The organism is Virgibacillus oceani (assembly GCF_041521345.1).
Taxonomy (GTDB): domain Bacteria; phylum Bacillota; class Bacilli; order Bacillales; family Amphibacillaceae; genus Virgibacillus_N; species Virgibacillus_N oceani_A.
The window spans coordinates 1-16,406 of the sequence record NZ_JBGOHB010000056.1; the positions used below are offsets into that span (position 1 = coordinate 1).

A 16,406-nucleotide genomic window follows, 5' to 3' on the forward strand; every position below is an offset into this window, starting at 1 on the left:
TGTATTAGGCACGCCGCCAGCGTTCGTCCTGAGCCAAGATCAAACTCTCCATAAAAGTTTGGTTATAATGGACACCAATCCATTATTTATTTCTTAGCTTCAAAAATTGACCTCAGGAGGATAAGTCCTCGTTCAGAACCAAGTCTGACTCAGACTTCTTACCTCTGACATCTTCATATTACATACTGGTTGTTTTGTTCAGTTTTCAAAGAGCAATTTAAGTTTGTCGTTTTTGGCGACAAGATATAATTTATCATGCTGACAATGAATTGTCAATAGGATTTTTAAATTAAATTATGCATAAATAAAAAACCTGCTTCAATCACTGACAACAAGCAATATAATAGCATAGATGAACAATAAATTCAATAGATCGACGTAGTTTTTAGTTTAAATATATTTCCTCTTTATAATTACCAGGAAGACTTCCCCTATCTCCCTTAATATTTATTGGTTATTACTTCGTCTCGGCATATATTTAACACATTCCTGATCACTTGCAACTCTGCGAAATAATTGAAATAGCACATGATATCTTTCCCGCATGGCACGCTTAACGATATGATCAATGCGGTGGTCCTCCAGATCCATTAACAACTCATCTAGTTCCCGTTTTAGAACGTATTCAATTTCTTTCTGTTCCATTTCATTTATCAATAAACCTAACATATCTTTGCACCTCAATTTTCCTCAATACTTAATAATCCCTATTTACCCGTTTTAACTTTTTTACAAACAGTTATTATATTTATTCGTAAAAATTGTTGAATTTGGTCGGTTACTCCTTTTGTTTTGCAGCTGATTTTGAACAACCTAAAATTACTATTCCCCAAAAGGCTGGTATTTCATCCAATTTCCGCTAAAAAAATACTGCTCTGAAACTTTTCAAAGTTTAAATTTTGCTTCTTGCCGCCTCTTTTTCCACGGATAGCTTGTTCTATTCTCTCCATAAATTCATAGGATTTAATATGAAGGACAAGGGGGAATAATTATGCAGCATTTTTATGTTTGGCGGTTGGGGAAATGGAAGCGATATAGTATTGTCATTACACTGGCATTATTTGCAGCGCTTTTTATTTGGTTTGAACGGGACGGGACTTTTTCCGTTTTTTCCGATGAGGGGCCGACTGCGCTTACGAAAGGAAATGAAAATGAACCTAATATCGCATTAACTTTTAATATCAGCTGGGGAGAAGAAAGGGTGTTTGATATCCTGGATGAACTCGAGCGGGAACAGGCGCAGGCTACCTTTTTTTTGAGCGGAGAATGGGCTGAACGCCATCCTGATATTGTGGAGGAGATCTCGGAAGGCGAGCATGAAATCGGTATGCTTGGCTATCGTTATAAAAGCTACCTTGATCAGGAAATAGATGAAGTGCGTCAAGATTTACGAATGGCAGAGGAAATTTTTCAAAAGCTCGGTTTTGAAGATACGGAACTGCTCCGGGCTCCAAATGGGCATTTCAATGAGGAAATTTTAGAATTGGCAGAGGAGATGGGCTTTCAGGTTATCCATTGGAATGTAAACACAAAAGATTGGGAAACACCAGGCACAGAGGTTATTGTCGATATGGTGATGAATGAAACCGATAATGGGGATATTATTTTAATGCATGCTTCTGATGCGGCAAAACAAACACCGGAAGCGTTGAAGACTATATTGCCAGGGTTACAGAATAAAGGGTTTACCCTTGTTCCCATTTCGGAATTGATTAACCAGGCTCACGCCGAGGCGGAACTCGTGGAATAATGGCGCTACACTAAAAAATGCACCACCTGAACTTGAGGCGGTGCATTTGTATTATTTTTTCTTATTCTTTTTGGCTGCAGTTTTTCTTCTCTTCACATCCCCAGGATCTCTTTCCCTGCCTTTACTATGCTTCGATTTCATATCTTCTTTTTGATTAATGCGGTGGAGCGCAAGCAGCTGGTACGTGTTACAAACAAGCAAAACGATAATCATAATAATAGTATAATCGTAGCCTTCTGTCCGCATTCCGGGTATCCATTCAACCGTTGTAATAACAACCATAAAGAATAATGCCGGTATAAATGCCGATTTATTCGTTTCGTTTACCTTGATTTTCGCAATGATCAGACCATAACCTAAGATGGCTCCTGACATCAGTATGTACCAAAAGATCGACACTTCCCCGTCTGTTGCCTGATAAGGGAAATACACGAGATCAAATACGACAAAAGCAATTAACAGGATCTGGACGAGTGACCAGTAGGAGCGGAATACCCCTAATCCGAGACGGTTGACAAATAAATAGGCAAAAAATCCGGTTTGACTGACGACAGTGAAAACAAGCGCCATCCCGGTTAAAACAACCACTAGTCCTAGCAGTTCAAATGCATCAAACGGACTTAGGAACATGAGATATTCATCCGCTTTCACAAAAAAACTTGCGACTAACCCGGTTATCCCGCCTAGTAATAAAGTTTTGAAAAAGAAATTCACTAATTTACGACTATTCAAGTTCAGTATCCTCCCAGTATGTATTGAAAGTGTTCTCCTTATGCAGGAGGGATAGCTACAATGAAAAATTTTACGAATAAACATCAAATAAGCAGAAAATGCTCGAATGCATACTGATTCTTCCCATAGTATTTTAACACGAAGTTCGACATTTTTCCTTTTCTGTGTGCATATTTTTTATTTTTGTCACCAATATTAAAGGTGAAGTAGCATCTTTTGATGACAATTGATTTTAACATACAACAAGAAACCGCAACGAATAAAAGCGTAAGCACCCGTTTAGCGACGTACGGACTGCGACTGCCAGGTGGATCGGCGTTGCCCCGCAAAGAGGCGGTTTTAACTGATCATTCCTTCCGTAGGAGATTAGATGAACTTGATTTTTACAAATGTAAAAATCATAGTGAATCTTATGCTTGGAAAGCGAAAAGGAAACATACCCCTTCATAGGGATATGCCGACGTTGGGCGCAAAGCCCAATTTTAGTCGGCCTTCCTTCAACACGGCGCCGATGTTGACTTTCACCACAAGGGTATAAGTGCGACTAAGCCTCATGTTTTTCCAGTCGGAAAGTCTTCTTTATCATACGGAGGTGAAGGAAGTCAGCAGTTAGTCGCTGGGTGCTGGAGCTAGACATGAAGAAAGGAGGTTTCTGTAATGATTCGCTCCCTTTTGATTAGCATGATGATCCTGTCAGTCCTCATCGTCAGTGGGTGTAATGGTGGAACTGCAGCACAGGAGGATCAGGATTATGAACAAACGAAAAAAATGGTTGTTGATATATTACAGACAGAAGATGGGAAAAAGGCATTAAAGGAAATTTTGGCGGATGAAGAGTTAAAGCAGGAGCTTGTGATTGAATCCGAAATGGTCAAGGATTCGATCAGCGAGACCCTTGTATCAGATAAAGGCAAAGAAATGTGGTCCAAGTTATTTGAGGATCCGGAATTCGTGCAGGGTTATGCGGAATCCATGAGTGAAGAACAGAAAAAGTTGATGAAGAACTTAATGAATGATTCAGCGTACCAGCAGCAAATGCTCGATTTAATGCAAAACCCGGAAATGGAAGAACAGATGGTAAGTGTTTTAAAAGGACAAGACTTTCGTTCTCACTTGGAAGAAACCATTCAGCAGACATTGGAAACGCCCGTTTTCCAGGCGAAAATTCAGGAAATTTTGTTAAAGGCCGCAGAAAAACAAGGCCAAGCGCAGGGCGGTGAAGGCGGTGGAGAATCCGGAGAAGGTGGTTCGGGTGGCTCTGGCGGAAGCGGCTCCGGCGACGGTGGCGGAGGTGATTCCGGCGGTGGATCATAAGCATATGCAAAAAAGCGGACCAACATTGAAAGTGGTCCGCTTTGATTATATTTAGTCTTCCATTTTTGCAAGGATTTTTGATGCGATTTTATGATATTCCTTACCAATTGGGTGATCTTCCTGATAAATTCCAGGTGCAAAATCATCTTCATCTTCGTACGGCTGCTTCAATGGCAGTTGGCCAAGCACTTTTGTTTTCAGCACACCTGCCAGTTTCTCGCCGCCGCCTTGGCCAAAGACGTATTCCTTTTCCCCGGTTTTCTCACTTTCAAAGTAAGCCATGTTTTCCACAACACCGAGAATTTCATGATCTGTTTTCAATGCCATTTGCCCGGCTCGCGCTGCGACAAATGCTGCTGATGGGTGCGGCGTAGTTACGATCACTTCTTTACTTGTTGGCAGCAGCTCATGTACATCCATGGCAATATCACCGGTGCCTGGAGGCAAGTCCAATATCAAGTAATCCAGGTCGCCCCATTCTACTTCACTAAAGAAGCTGTTCAGCATTTTCCCAAGCATTGGGCCACGCCAGATAATCGGGGAGTTATCTTCTACAAAGAATCCCATGGAGATCACTTTCACGCCGTAGCGTTCTACAGGAATAATTTTTTCTGCACGGACGGCCGGGCGATTTTCAATTCCCATCATATCCGGTACACTAAAGCCGTAGATGTCCGCATCAATGATCCCAACTTTTTTGCCGAGGCGCATAAGAGAAATAGCCAGATTCACGGTAACGGTTGATTTTCCGACGCCGCCTTTTCCACTGGCTACGGAAATAAATTTCGTACCGGAGCTTCCGCCCATCAGTGAAGATTCTTTTTCCTCCTCTACAGCCGGCTGATATTTTCGAATCACTTCATCAGGCAACTGCTCAAAGCGCAATCCTACAGTCGTGGCACCGTTTTGCTTTAAAATGCCGACAATTTCTTGCTGAAGCTGCATCTGCTCACCAGTATTCGTTTTGGAGATCGCGATTTTTACACTGACGTGGTTCTTGTCTTCCTTTATCGTTATTTTACTGATACCACCGGTTTCTTCCAGTGTTTTATGTAAAAATGGATCTTTAACAGGGTTTAGTAATTGAACTACCTCATCTTTTGATAACAACTGTGACACCATCCCTTTTTCCAGCTTAGAATTTATCATATGCCCAAAAAGGAAACCGGCATTTCCTTCGAAATCGCTTTCCTTTCCATTTTGAACATCAGCTTAAAATTTCATGCAACGCTAGTATAACACAAATTAACGAAAATCTAAGTGATTTGAATCATGGATGGCGAGTTGTTCAGGGAGTGTCTATTCTTCCTCTTCAGACTCCTCTGTTGCATAGCGCAAAATTCCTTCATAAATGCTTGCAGCCATTTGCTGTTGGTAATCCTCCTGTTTTAATAATTCCCGCTCCTGTTCATTGGATAAAAATCCAATTTCCACCAGCGCACCCGGGGGTTCCGCATGTTTTAGCAGGTAAAGATTATTGACGGCAAGCGGGCCACGAGTAGTATTCTCCAAGTTTCTTATGATTTCATCCTGGATCATCTTTGCTAAATGCCTGCTTTCATCTGACTGGGGATAATAAAATGTCTGGGCACCATGCCACTTTGTGGAAGGCAGTGCGTTTAAATGCAGTGTAATGAAAAAATCCGCTTCTTTTTCATGGATGAATTCCAGCCGGTTCCGTATATCTTCAGCTTTTCTTTTGGAAAGCCCCTGTGTGTCCCCAGCCGCCAAATCAACATCTTCTTCGCGGGTCAAATAAACGAGTGCCCCTGTTTGCAGGAGGTAATCCTGAATTTTTTCCGACACAGCCAGTGCAATATCCTTCTCTAAGGTATCATCTTTACCTACTGCTCCTCCGTCAGGCCCGCCATGCCCGGGATCGATGACAATGGTTTTTCCACTGAGCGGCAGTGACCACCCTTGATTCCAGGCTGTATCACTTTGCATGATTGGAAATTGAATAAGAAAAATTAGGATGGCAACACCAATAAACCATAAAAAAACTTTATTGAACTTCGACATAGACTCGTCCCCTTTTATGCTAACTAATTTATAATATGGCCTGCCATTTGCAAATATGCTTATACATATTGGAAAAGGCGGGAGGAATACTATTGGGTAGTGGGATTTTATTGTTTCATCTGTCGAAAAAAGTGGTATGATGAAAGAAAGTATTTTTAGAAGGAGGTTCTTGGGATCATGGATTGGGTTGGTATAGGTGTTACTGTAATTGGTGTAGCATTTTTAGCTTTAGTTATATTATTGATTAAACCTTTACGAAATCTTACCGGTGTACTAGCTAACTTGAAAAAAACGACGGCAACACTTCCGAATCAGGTGGGGGCCGTGATGACAAAAGCGGCTGAAGCTATTCAGCAAGGAAAAGAAATGGCAAGTGAAGTAAATGGGAAAATGAAAGAATTAAATCCGCTATTTGCGATCATCGGGAATATTGGGCGGACGTTAAATGCTTTATCCTCTTATATTCTTAATGTCGTTTCGAAGGTTAACACGTCAACTACACCTTTGATGGACAGAATGTTGAAACGAGAGCATATGGAAGCTTTGCTGAGCTTTGCAACTTTAGGGTATTTGGTTTTTCAGAAGAAGAAGTAGGGGTTGGGGATTGGATTTGTTGAGCTAGTATGACGGATGGTGCTAGCGAATTTCCGAGAATTGCCGAGCAGGGTTATGGCGATGACGAGCGACTTTGAAGTGGAGTCGAGCGATATTCTGATTTTCCGAGCGAAATCGGTCTGGTGTTGAGCGAGTCTTCGGATTTTCGAGCGAAATCAGCAATGGGTCAAGCGAAATTGCTTATGAATAATATAAGAAAGAACGAAAAAAATCCCTGCTCAAGGGATTTTTTAATGTTCCAATTTCGCTTTTACATCGCTCTTTATTTGCCCTATATCTTCTGCTTTCTTTTTCCCATCCTCATATACTTTCCGCTCCATCTGTTTCAATTCCTGCAGAAAGGGTTTGTTTTCTTCAAGCTGCAGACGCTTGGAGGAATAGTTTTTTATCATCCAGCCGAGGGTTAACCCTGCCAGGCTTCCGACAATGATTGATGTAAGATCTTTGTTATCCTTCACCATATTACTGCTCACCCTCATTTTTTGCCTTCTTCGCTTCTTTCCGGCGCTGCAGCCAGTAATATCCTAATGCAAAGGTGCCATACAGTCCGCCAAGCTTATTTTTGTCTGTTACATCTTTTGCCTCGCCAGTTTCCTGCTTTAATGAATCAGTCATATCCACCAATGAGGAGGAAAATTTGTGTGAAACTTTTCCAGCATCCCCGACTACATAGAAGAGCGGGCTAAGTTGTTTTAATTTATCATTTACATCTGTCAATGTCTTATTACTTTCATTCAACAGCTCACCGGTTTCATTCACAATGGTGTCCATATGATCCGGCAGTCTGTCCATCGTCTTTTCAACACCCTTTAATACACCTGCTAAATTCTGAAGTGCATGGGCAATAAAAATAGCTATTACTAAAAATGCAATACCGATAAGTAAAACCCCTACTCCCGTTAACGTCATCGATTATCCCTCTTTCCTCGTTTGTTTTATTAAATCCTGTTCCGGTATTTCGGCTGGCACATTGCTTTTTGGCCCTTTCCATTTTGAATATAAAAGGACTGCTGCCTCACTCCATTTAAGACCTTCCATAAATGGTTTTGTATTTTCATTCATTTCATCATCAGTCATTTCCTTATGATTGGTTTCTATCCACTGATTAACCGTGTTTACAGAAGTTCCTACATTATCGATTGTCTCGAAAATACCATCAGTAGCTTCTACTTTCTCACTAACATCGTCAAGCATTGCTTCTGTCTGATGTATTGTTTCTCTTATATGTGGAAGCATTGCTTCGACTTCTTTCTCGGTTTTGTCAAGCGTTGTTCCGACAGATTTCATTGTTTTTGATATTCGATGTAATACGACAGCAATGTAAACAACAACAATGGCAAACGCAATGGCGATAAGTAAAATGGTTAAATAAAATATTCCTGCCACGAAAAAACCCCCTTCATTAAAGCATTATACCACTAGATAAATTGATTGAAACACGAGTACAAAGGGACAGATCATTATGACGGAACGAGAATATCTTGCAATCCCACCCCTGGGACTGCGTTAAATGCTCGTCCCACCGTAAAGATGTATCCCTCTGTCCCTCCGCTGATTCAAACATGGACCTATCGGGTATAGGTTCATTACAGCAAATTTTCTCTCACACAACAATTACAGATTACATGGAGGAAAACATATGTCGAAATTAAAAAGTTTTGGAAAAGATTTTATGACAAAATTTCAGGAGGACAATATTCCCTTATTGGCTGCGGCCCAAGCTCACTATTATCTTTTGTCAATTATACCATTATTAATCGTAGGTTTTGCTATTATTCCCTATTTAAATATTGACCCGAATCAGGCGGTTAATTTTATGTCGAATGCACTGCCGGAAGGGCTGGCCGGCGTAATGGAACAAAACATCATCAGTCTGGTTGAAACTCCTCGCGGCGGTTTATTAACGATCGGTATTATTGCTGCGCTATGGTCCGCCTCCGCAGGCATCAATGCGTTTATTAAATCAACGAATGAAGCATATGATGTAGAGGAAACGCGTAATTTCGTTGTTGTTCGACTGATTGCACTCGGGTTAACCATCAGCATGATTTTTGCAATTGTTGTCGCAATTTTGCTTCCGGTACTCGGCAACGTTTTTCTTGAATATATTACAAATTTCTTAGGTTTAACAGGTGCGATGTCCTTTTTATTGCAAATTTTGCGCTGGACCATCAGCATTGTCGTTTTAACAGGGATTCTGCTTTTATTATATCGATTTGCGCCAAATAAAAAACTTCCATTTAAACATATCATTCCTGGTGCTCTGATTGCCAGTATTTTATGGCAATTAATTTCACTCGGATTTTCATTTTATATCAGTAATTTTGGAAGCTATGATGAAACCTATGGCAGCCTTGCAGGTATCATTATATTAATGATCTGGTTTTTCCTGACAGGTATGGCTCTCATGATAGGCGCAGTCATAAACGCACTCTATCATCAGAAAAACAGCTGAAACATAGGAACAGTTCTGCTGTTCCAGTTACAACAGCAGAACTGTTCCTATGTTGTATTACCGTGACAGTATTCCGGTTACGAAATACTCACTCCAGTTGGGATTGCCTCCGAGTGTGATTTCCCGCCAGGTTGGTCTGGTGAGCTTTAGCGGGGTAATAAATGCTGCTCCATCGCGGAATTGATTTACGCTTTCTTCAGCGATCAGTTCTTCCGGTTGCACGCCATCGGTGATCTCCAGCATGGAATCCATAAGTATTCCTGTTTCCACAGGCTGTTCCACGAGTCTGCCTGATTCTGTCATTTTCCATACCGCACTCCCAGTCAGCAGATGATCAAAGATGACGGTCGCTTCTAGCGATTCATTCAGCGTAATACTTGCATCAGCATGATAACCGGGAAGTATATTCTCCATTTCCGGCTGCACTTCTTCTTCAAAAGCAATTTGGAAGGAATAAATGCTTTCCCCTTCATCGGAAACAGTTTCCGGATAATCATTTAAATTACTTACCGTTCCATCCAGAAATGTTTGTATGTTCGTTAGCTCTACCAATGCCGGAAAACCTTCCTCTATCTCATTCCGTTCTAATTCCGTCAATTCACCGCGCGCTTCAAGTATTGGCAATTCTATCGTAACAATTGGATCACCCAGATCGGTGGCGATATTTTTCACTTTTCCATCATATGGACTTTCCACTGTTATCGTATCTCCGGTTGTCTGCAGCTCCGTTAACTGATTTTGCGTACTTTGCAATGCTGCCTGCTTTTGTGCCAGTTCATTTTCCTTATCAATGATAAACTGCTGCTTCATTACCTCCGCCTCTACCGGATCATCCTGTGGAAATTCGATATAGATTTCCTCCTCCGTCATTTGAAATGCAGGGTTGGGATCGGTTGGCTGCGTCGAATCAGGAATTTGAAAAGCATTCATTTCCGATATTGCCTGTTCAATGGCAGGTATTTCTCCATCAAGCTTCTCTATTTCCTGCATCAAATCTGCTTCTGCTTCATAATAATTATCAACCTGATAGGAAAAAAGCGGATCTCCTACTGAAATATCCTCCTCTTCCTCTATCAAAAATTCCTGGAAGCTTCCTTCTGAGGTATCAAAATAAATATGTTCTTCATCCTCAAAGGCAAATTCAACGGTAGTATGGTGCTGTTCACGAACATCCGCCAAGAATGCATCAGACCAGTCCTTAATATAAGAAATCCGGTCAACACGGGCTTCCTCATCCGCAAAAATGAGCAGGAAATTAATCCCAATAAACACCGCAATAACTATTTGTATGATTCTTCTCCGTCGCTTCATTCAAACCACCCACTTATGATATGCGTGTCCACTGCTGCTATCGTTGCCGCCATTACCCAGGTTAAAATATGTAACAAAATAACGATCAGCCATAGCCATCTTTTCCGTATCGCATGAAATCCCGAGATAAACTTGACCTGAAACCAGATCACCCATAACTGAAATAACGATATTGCACCGAAAAAGTAAATGAACCAGTCAATTTCAGTGAAATAGGATGCAATAATGCCGAGTGTTAAAGGAGATACATACCATTCCAGCCCGATAAAAGCTGCCAGCGGGATCCATATCATTCTTTCTACTAATAACACTGCCAGTACAACCTGCTGCATGATAAGCAATTTTCGGTAAGGAATACCCGTGAATGCATAAATAATCAGGGAAGGAATAAATAAAACCAATGCTGTAAAAATCAGCGCATACACAGCCCGCCCCAAGATAAACCAGTATTTATACTGTTCATACTCAATATCTGTTGCAGTAATAGCTGTTGGTGAAATCGCCGTTGTCCCTATTCCCAAATAGGCCATCCATACGTAAATAAACACGCTAATAAGTGCCAATAGCAGGCTGGTTTTCCATACATTATGCAATTTCTCTGCTTGTCGAACGCGAAATAAATGATCTTCCATCGAGCGAAAAAACTTTACTAGATTCATATAATATCTCATCTGATCATTTCCTTTTCTGTATCCCACACCTGATTTTTCTCAAAAATTGCCTAATCCTGATTGCATTCATTTTAACTTAAAATTCGCTAAAATTCTATCATTTTTACAAGTTTTTCATGGAATAAGAAAGGCTTACTGCAAAAAGCGACATAAGCCTCAGAAAAAGCAAGGGTGAAAATAACCTGAACAGGCAAAAAGGCTTAGGTCAAAATACTTTTAGAAAAAATCGGCAAAAAACGTATTTCTCTGTGGAATGATTTTTTCCAATTGCTGTATGGTTTCCTGGTCTGCCTCTAACTGTCCCAGTTGGTAGTAATCGATTGGCCTCCTAAAGCCAAGCAGCATGCCGCTTAAAACTTGGATGGAACAATGTACTGTTTGGCTACTGGATACTCCCTGGGCTGCAGAAACCTTCGCTCGACCATTTTCTACCTGCAATTGATAGCTCTCGTTATTTTCTGGAAAAAATTCATCCTCGACATGAAGTGTCATTATTCCATCGGTTTGAAATGGATATGCCGCCAAAAAAGCGGGAACATCTACAATTCTTGCCATAAAATATGGGATTAGGCTTTGTTCAAATCGGGGCTCGTCCACCAATAAAGCAAGCTGGTCATCCTCGGGCACAATCATTTTTGCATTCTCCACCATGGAATCATGGTTGCCAATGAATTGCAGTAGCAGTTTTCGCCCGTTCAGTGTGTTATAGACCATTTCTTTGACGGCAAATACATTATTTTTCACTGAAAATATAATATAGCCTTCCGCTTCATGCTGTTGATTATAGGCTACAGCAATATGCGCTTGACCTTCTAGCACTCGCTGCTCCCACCAGGATTTATCTCTTGTCAGCATTCCGTTGTATGATTTTGCGTATGACGTATACAGCTGATGCAATAAAGATATATCTTCAGTCGCGCTGCGCCTCACGTAGCCGCTCGCTCCCCAATCCCTTTTCAACTTGTTTATCGGAATGGAATAATGTTTTTGGGTAAAGGCATGCTCCCAGCCATATTGACGGTAAAAAGGAAATGCAAATGGGTGTAAAAGGGAAAGTAACTGCCCGTTTTCTTTCATGTCGTACAGTGCATGTCGGAGAAGATCCTTCACCATTCCTTTTCTGCGGAATTCCGGCCAGGTTGCAACCGAACTAATTCCTCCCATGCTTAAAGGTTTTCCATTTATATAAGCGGCAAGCGGGATGATATGAAGTTTGGCTGCCATCTCTTTTCCTTCCATCCAGCCCCAAATTTTATGCCGCTTTGCTTCTTCCTTCTTTTCCTCCAGTTCCTCTTGCGACAGCTCATATTGAAATGCATATTGGGATAGAGCAAAAATCTGGTCAAAGTCTTTTTCGGTCAGTTGTTTAATATTGGTCATGTGTACCTCCGTGTTGCTTAGTATTTCTTTTATTATACTTAATCCCTCAGCTATTATCATTTGGGAGACCTTGTATAATAAGAACTAATCCGCATGAGATATACTTAACTGCAAAAAAAAGCCCTTCCCTCCATAAAGAGGAAAAGAGCTCTCAAATTTCTCCCTACAACACTTTCCTTAAAAATTCCCGCGTTCGCTCTGATTTTGGATTTGAAAATATTTGCTCAGGTCCTCCTTCTTCTTCAATCATCCCTTCATCCATAAAAAGAACCCGGTCGCCTACTTCTCTGGCAAAGCCCATCTCATGCGTAACAACTACCATTGTCATCCCCTCCAGTGCGAGCTGCTTCATCACTTCCAGCACTTCACCGACCAACTCAGGATCCAGGGCGGAGGTAGGTTCATCGAAAAGCATTACTTTTGGCTCCATGGACAGCGCACGAGCGATCGCCACACGCTGCTGCTGACCTCCGGATAACTGGCTTGGATAATTGTTTTCCTTATCCTCCAGTCCTACTTTTTCCAACAAAGCCAGCGCGCGATCTCTAGCCGCTTCTTTACTGATGTTTCTTACCTTCTGAGGTGCCAGCATGATATTTTCTATTACTGTTTTGTGCGGGAACAGATTAAACTGCTGGAATACCATGCCTACCTCTGCACGAATTTCATTTATATTGACTTTCTTATCATTCAGCTGCTCCCCATCAATGATCACATCACCACTCGTCATTACCTCAAGCATGTTCAGACAGCGCAGCAATGTACTTTTCCCGGAACCGCTTGGCCCGATTACACAGACAACTTCAGACTCATCTACTTTACAATTGATATCTTTTAACACTTCCAGGTTTCCAAATTGCTTATAAAGATGCTTTACTTCAATCATTGAATATCCAACCTTCTTTCCAAGAGACGTAATACCAAGGATAAGCTAAGCGTAATGAAAAGATAGAACACAGCTACAGTCGTGTAAATTTCCACCGCATTAAAGTGGTTTGCCGCTACCAGTCTCCCCTGGAAAATCAGCTCCGGTACAAGGATGACAGATAATAGCGAGGTATCCTTAATACTAATAATAAATTGGTTTCCAAGCGGCGGGATCATCCGCTTAAAAGCCTGGGGCCAAATGATATAGCGCATCGTCTGGCCGTTATCCAGTCCCAGCGATCTTCCTGCCTCCATTTGTCCTTTTTCAATCGATTGAACGGCGCCCCGGACAATTTCTGCAATATAGGCACCGGAGTTTATCGCAATGACAATCACACCTGCAGTAATTGATTCAATACTCACACCAATGATGAGTGGCAAGGCAAAATAAATCCAAATGGCCTGTACCAGCACTGGAGTGCCGCGGATGACTTCAATATATATTGTCGCTATACCATATATTATTTTATTATTTGCAACACGGCCGAACCCGAAAATAGCTCCGAGAATAAAACCAAATAAAAGGCCAAGTACAGATATAAGCAATGTATAATACAGACCTGTCATTAACTGTGGAAGAAAGTCAATAACACCAGCCCAGTCAAATCTCCCAATCATCGTTTCACCTCTTTTTAAAGCATCTACGTTCGCTTTGTATAATTGGAAAAGGGTGTAACGAATGTTTTGTTACACCCTTTTCCGGTGAGGTGCCATCTATTATTCAGACGCATCTCCAAACCATTTTTCATAAATTTCATCATATGTTCCATCATCTCTTAACGTTTCGAGTGCATCATTAATGGCATCCACTAATTCTTCCTGCCCTTTTGAAATAGCAATACCATAGTTTTCTGCCTGATACAGATCCCCGACCATTTTCAAGCTGTCTTCCCCTTGTGTCTGAATATAGTAGGCGACATTTGGCGCGTCATACAAAATGGCATCAACACTTCCATTTTCCACGGCCAGATATGCCTGATCCAGCTGTTCATACTGGTTGGCTTCTGCACCTTCAATATTGTCTTCAATGTAATCTGCACTTGTGGAACCAAGCCTGGTTGCGATTGTTTTCCCTTCCAGATCATCAACATCGTGAATGTCATCATTATCAATATGAACACCGATACGAAGGCCGGATTCATAATAAGGATCACTGAAATCTACCGATTCCTTCCGGTCTTCTCTAATACTAATTCCGGCAATAGCTATGTCGAAAGAGCCTGTCTGAAGCCCCGGAATGATTCCATCAAAATTGGTCGTTTCCATTTCAATTTCAAAGCCCACTTCATCGGCAACTGCATTGATTAAATCAATATCAAAACCTACATACTCCCCGTCTTCATAAAACTCAAATGGAACGAAGGATGTATCACTTACGACAACATAGGAATCTTGCAATTCACCTTCACTTGTCTCATCCCCGCCACACGCTGCGAGGGTGAACATCATGAAAAACGAAACAAACAAAACGCCAATGGACTTTTTACTCCTTTTTAGCACTTCTAACTTCCTCCCCTTTTGTGTAAACGCTTTTTAAGAAACGTGCTTGTTTTATAATATTCATTTATTCTATCAATAATTCACGCTATTTAAAAACAGTCTCATCCTTTATATTTTGGAAGTGTCCCCCCTATAAGGGAATGAAGATAGATTTATTGCCAAACAACGTATTATTATTGCAAAATGCTTGAAGATGCTAAAAGTTTCTGGTATTTTGCCATTGTATTTTTTGTAAGATTATAATAGATTAGCTGGCAAACGCGGGTGGAAGTAATCAACCCAATTAACGTCAATCGATCTTGAAAAGTGGTTCCTGACTTTATTAAAATGTTTACCATTTCCTCGAAATTCATAAAGGCTCATTTCCTGTCAAATTTCTTACTTTAAGGTATAATAATGGAGAGAAAAAGTTAGAGAGGATAAGCAATGAGTAAAATTCTTTTTATTATAATTGTAGTTTCATTTTTAGATACATTTATCCAGTTGCCAATTATTACGCCGTATGCGTTGGAATTGGGCGCTTCTCACCTTTTAGCAGGCTCTATTGTGGCTGTTTATTCACTAAGCAATATGGTTGGTAATATTTTTGGCGGCCATTGGATTGACCGATACGGCAGAAAACGCATGTTATTTACAGGGATGTTTTTTGTAGCCATTATTCTTTTATTTTATCCATTTGCACAGACAGGCTGGCAGCTGTTTATTATAAGATTTCTCCATGGTTTGGCCGGCGGGGTATTAATCCCAGCAGCTTTTGCTCATGTAGGAGACAGATCAAAATCGAATACACGCGGAAGGTCCATGGCATTTACCGGCGCAGGCATCGGTATCGCAGCCATTGCAGGTCCGGCGATTGGCGGGGCTATGGCTGCCAGAGCCCAGGTAGAATACGTATTTATCTTGGTAGCTGTTCTGTTCTTTATTAGTGCTTTTTTAATCCACAAATTTATTGAGGAATCCTTTATATCCACGGAAAAAGGGAAGTTTTCCTTTGCCGAATTCATGCCACTTTTGAAGCACCCGCTAGTGCTTCAGGCTTCACTCGCTGCTTTTGCTTTAATGATCAGTAACGGGACCCTGGCATTTGCCTTGCCGCTGAAAGTGGATGAAATGGGGCTTACCTCTTCAACAACGGGGATGATGCTGAGTACGTATGGGATTGTCGCATTACTCATCTTTTTAACCCCTTTAAACCGGATATTTGACCGGGTATCTTCTGTAAAGCTTGTCGTGGCAGGAATTATGTTTATTGGCTCTGTCCATATTTTGCTAAATATCGTTTCAATTTACTGGTTAAGCATGCTGCTTATGGTCATTTACGGAATTGGGTTTGCGTTTGTTTTTCCATCCATGAACCGGATAGTCGCCGAGGCTTCTTCCAAATTAGATCGCGGGAAAGCTTACGGCATCTTTTATGCTTTCTTCTCTCTCGGATCTGTCTCAGGTTCATTTGTCTCAGGTGCCACAGCAGAAACGCTTGGACTACCGTTTTTGTCCAGTGCAATTACAATGGTCACGATCGGTTTCATTCTGTGGTTCATCGCTAAAAGATATGCTGCAAAGCAAACATAAAGTGAAACTTCATTCAGTGGGGGGTTCTTCTCATCCCCCACTGAAACAACCATGGCTATGCTACGCATCGCCACCAACTACCATGAAAATGAATTTCTAAACGAAATAGAAGTATTCATTTAGAAAAATATGGAGATATAGTTAATAACAATACGAC

General features: G+C 41.1%; 18 protein-coding genes. 5 read left to right on the forward strand and 13 right to left on the reverse strand.

Annotation, left to right across the window (positions count from 1 at the left end; genetic code table 11):
• Positions 1-447 precede the first annotated feature (447 nt).
• A complete protein-coding gene (locus tag ACDX78_RS22810) occupies positions 448-669 on the reverse strand; it encodes a hypothetical protein (protein WP_486031106.1) in 222 nt (73 codons plus the stop codon).
• A 322-nt stretch (positions 670-991) separates the two neighbouring features.
• On the opposite strand from ACDX78_RS22810, the gene pdaB reads away from it, so the two are divergent.
• Positions 992-1,750 (forward strand): polysaccharide deacetylase family sporulation protein PdaB, encoded by a 759-nt coding sequence (gene pdaB / locus ACDX78_RS22815; protein WP_486031108.1) that lies wholly within the window; start codon positions 992-994, stop codon positions 1,748-1,750.
• A 51-nt stretch (positions 1,751-1,801) separates the two neighbouring features.
• Here the strand turns inward: pdaB and ACDX78_RS22820 are convergent, their stop codons facing one another.
• A complete protein-coding gene (locus tag ACDX78_RS22820) occupies positions 1,802-2,482 on the reverse strand; it encodes a KinB-signaling pathway activation protein (protein ID WP_486031109.1) in 681 nt (226 codons plus the stop codon).
• A 657-nt stretch (positions 2,483-3,139) separates the two neighbouring features.
• On the opposite strand from ACDX78_RS22820, the gene gerD reads away from it, so the two are divergent.
• Positions 3,140-3,796, forward strand: coding sequence for a spore germination lipoprotein GerD (gerD, locus tag ACDX78_RS22825; RefSeq protein WP_486031110.1), 657 nt, complete (start codon positions 3,140-3,142; stop codon positions 3,794-3,796).
• A 51-nt stretch (positions 3,797-3,847) separates the two neighbouring features.
• Here the strand turns inward: gerD and ACDX78_RS22830 are convergent, their stop codons facing one another.
• The gene (locus ACDX78_RS22830; protein WP_486031112.1) at positions 3,848-4,906 is read right to left on the reverse strand and encodes an Mrp/NBP35 family ATP-binding protein; all 1,059 of its coding nucleotides are present in this window, start codon (positions 4,904-4,906) and stop codon (positions 3,848-3,850) included.
• Between the two features lie 189 nt (positions 4,907-5,095).
• Entirely contained in the window at positions 5,096-5,818 is a 723-nt protein-coding gene (gene cwlD, locus ACDX78_RS22835) for an N-acetylmuramoyl-L-alanine amidase CwlD (RefSeq protein WP_486031113.1), read from the reverse strand.
• Positions 5,819-5,995: 177 nt separating this feature from the next.
• Here cwlD and ACDX78_RS22840 point away from each other — a divergent pair, with 177 nt between their 5' ends.
• Positions 5,996-6,412: a DUF948 domain-containing protein gene (locus ACDX78_RS22840; RefSeq protein ID WP_486031115.1), complete on the forward strand. Its 417-nt coding sequence runs from the start codon at positions 5,996-5,998 to the stop codon at positions 6,410-6,412.
• Between the two features lie 251 nt (positions 6,413-6,663).
• On the opposite strand, the gene ACDX78_RS22845 is transcribed toward ACDX78_RS22840, so the two are convergent.
• The 3 genes from ACDX78_RS22845 to ACDX78_RS22855 are packed head-to-tail and all read right to left on the reverse strand — an operon-like array spanning position 6,664 to position 7,819.
• Positions 6,664-6,894 (reverse strand): hypothetical protein, encoded by a 231-nt coding sequence (locus tag ACDX78_RS22845; protein ID WP_486031117.1) that lies wholly within the window; start codon positions 6,892-6,894, stop codon positions 6,664-6,666.
• Between the two features lies 1 nt (position 6,895).
• Positions 6,896-7,342 (reverse strand): DUF948 domain-containing protein, encoded by a 447-nt coding sequence (locus ACDX78_RS22850; RefSeq protein ID WP_486031119.1) that lies wholly within the window; start codon positions 7,340-7,342, stop codon positions 6,896-6,898.
• 3 nt (positions 7,343-7,345) lie between these two features.
• Positions 7,346-7,819: a DUF948 domain-containing protein gene (locus ACDX78_RS22855; protein WP_486031121.1), complete on the reverse strand. Its 474-nt coding sequence runs from the start codon at positions 7,817-7,819 to the stop codon at positions 7,346-7,348.
• Between the two features lie 253 nt (positions 7,820-8,072).
• On the opposite strand from ACDX78_RS22855, the gene ACDX78_RS22860 reads away from it, so the two are divergent.
• Complete coding sequence (locus ACDX78_RS22860; RefSeq protein WP_486031123.1) at positions 8,073-8,888, forward strand: YihY/virulence factor BrkB family protein; 816 nt, start codon at positions 8,073-8,075, stop codon at positions 8,886-8,888.
• 57 nt (positions 8,889-8,945) lie between these two features.
• Here ACDX78_RS22860 and ACDX78_RS22865 read toward each other — a convergent pair whose 3' ends face one another.
• The 6 genes from ACDX78_RS22865 to ACDX78_RS22890 form a co-directional block, all read right to left on the reverse strand.
• On the reverse strand, positions 8,946-10,199 hold the full coding sequence (locus tag ACDX78_RS22865; RefSeq protein ID WP_486031124.1) for an efflux RND transporter periplasmic adaptor subunit: 1,254 nt from the start codon (positions 10,197-10,199) through the stop codon (positions 8,946-8,948).
• Positions 10,196-10,858 carry a hypothetical protein gene (locus ACDX78_RS22870; RefSeq protein WP_486031126.1) on the reverse strand — a complete coding sequence of 221 codons (663 nt, stop codon included), beginning with the start codon at positions 10,856-10,858 and terminating at the stop codon, positions 10,196-10,198. The genes ACDX78_RS22865 and ACDX78_RS22870 overlap by 4 nt, the downstream gene beginning before the upstream one ends.
• Before the next feature lie 228 nt (positions 10,859-11,086).
• Entirely contained in the window at positions 11,087-12,250 is a 1,164-nt protein-coding gene (locus ACDX78_RS22875; protein ID WP_486031128.1) for a GNAT family N-acetyltransferase, read from the reverse strand.
• 163 nt (positions 12,251-12,413) lie between these two features.
• Positions 12,414-13,136: an amino acid ABC transporter ATP-binding protein gene (locus ACDX78_RS22880; protein ID WP_486031130.1), complete on the reverse strand. Its 723-nt coding sequence runs from the start codon at positions 13,134-13,136 to the stop codon at positions 12,414-12,416.
• On the reverse strand, positions 13,133-13,795 hold the full coding sequence (locus tag ACDX78_RS22885; protein ID WP_486031132.1) for an amino acid ABC transporter permease: 663 nt from the start codon (positions 13,793-13,795) through the stop codon (positions 13,133-13,135). The genes ACDX78_RS22880 and ACDX78_RS22885 overlap by 4 nt, the downstream gene beginning before the upstream one ends.
• Before the next feature lie 99 nt (positions 13,796-13,894).
• Positions 13,895-14,677, reverse strand: a complete 783-nt coding sequence (locus tag ACDX78_RS22890) for a transporter substrate-binding domain-containing protein (protein ID WP_486031133.1) — start codon at positions 14,675-14,677, stop codon at positions 13,895-13,897.
• A 426-nt stretch (positions 14,678-15,103) separates the two neighbouring features.
• Here ACDX78_RS22890 and ACDX78_RS22895 point away from each other — a divergent pair, with 426 nt between their 5' ends.
• The gene (locus ACDX78_RS22895; RefSeq protein ID WP_486031135.1) at positions 15,104-16,249 is read left to right on the forward strand and encodes an MFS transporter; all 1,146 of its coding nucleotides are present in this window, start codon (positions 15,104-15,106) and stop codon (positions 16,247-16,249) included.
• Positions 16,250-16,406: the final 157 nt, after the last annotated feature.

Excerpts from the sequence above, each read along its gene's own strand:
- ACDX78_RS22880 (WP_486031130.1), bottom strand. The coding sequence starts at position 13,136 with ATGATTGAAGTAAAGCATCTTTATAAGCAATTTGGAAACCTGGAAGTG.
- ACDX78_RS22870 (WP_486031126.1), bottom strand. The coding sequence starts at position 10,858 with ATGAATCTAGTAAAGTTTTTTCGCTCGATGGAAGATCATTTATTTCGC.
- ACDX78_RS22895 (WP_486031135.1), top strand. The coding sequence starts at position 15,104 with ATGAGTAAAATTCTTTTTATTATAATTGTAGTTTCATTTTTAGATACA.
- ACDX78_RS22860 (WP_486031123.1), top strand. The coding sequence starts at position 8,073 with ATGTCGAAATTAAAAAGTTTTGGAAAAGATTTTATGACAAAATTTCAG.
- gerD (WP_486031110.1), top strand. The coding sequence starts at position 3,140 with ATGATTCGCTCCCTTTTGATTAGCATGATGATCCTGTCAGTCCTCATC.
- pdaB (WP_486031108.1), top strand. The coding sequence starts at position 992 with ATGCAGCATTTTTATGTTTGGCGGTTGGGGAAATGGAAGCGATATAGT.
- ACDX78_RS22885 (WP_486031132.1), bottom strand. The coding sequence starts at position 13,795 with ATGATTGGGAGATTTGACTGGGCTGGTGTTATTGACTTTCTTCCACAG.
- ACDX78_RS22840 (WP_486031115.1), top strand. The coding sequence starts at position 5,996 with ATGGATTGGGTTGGTATAGGTGTTACTGTAATTGGTGTAGCATTTTTA.
- ACDX78_RS22875 (WP_486031128.1), bottom strand. The coding sequence starts at position 12,250 with ATGACCAATATTAAACAACTGACCGAAAAAGACTTTGACCAGATTTTT.
- cwlD (WP_486031113.1), bottom strand. The coding sequence starts at position 5,818 with ATGTCGAAGTTCAATAAAGTTTTTTTATGGTTTATTGGTGTTGCCATC.
- ACDX78_RS22845 (WP_486031117.1), bottom strand. The coding sequence starts at position 6,894 with ATGGTGAAGGATAACAAAGATCTTACATCAATCATTGTCGGAAGCCTG.
- ACDX78_RS22850 (WP_486031119.1), bottom strand. The coding sequence starts at position 7,342 with ATGACGTTAACGGGAGTAGGGGTTTTACTTATCGGTATTGCATTTTTA.
- ACDX78_RS22865 (WP_486031124.1), bottom strand. The coding sequence starts at position 10,199 with ATGAAGCGACGGAGAAGAATCATACAAATAGTTATTGCGGTGTTTATT.
- ACDX78_RS22810 (WP_486031106.1), bottom strand. The coding sequence starts at position 669 with ATGTTAGGTTTATTGATAAATGAAATGGAACAGAAAGAAATTGAATAC.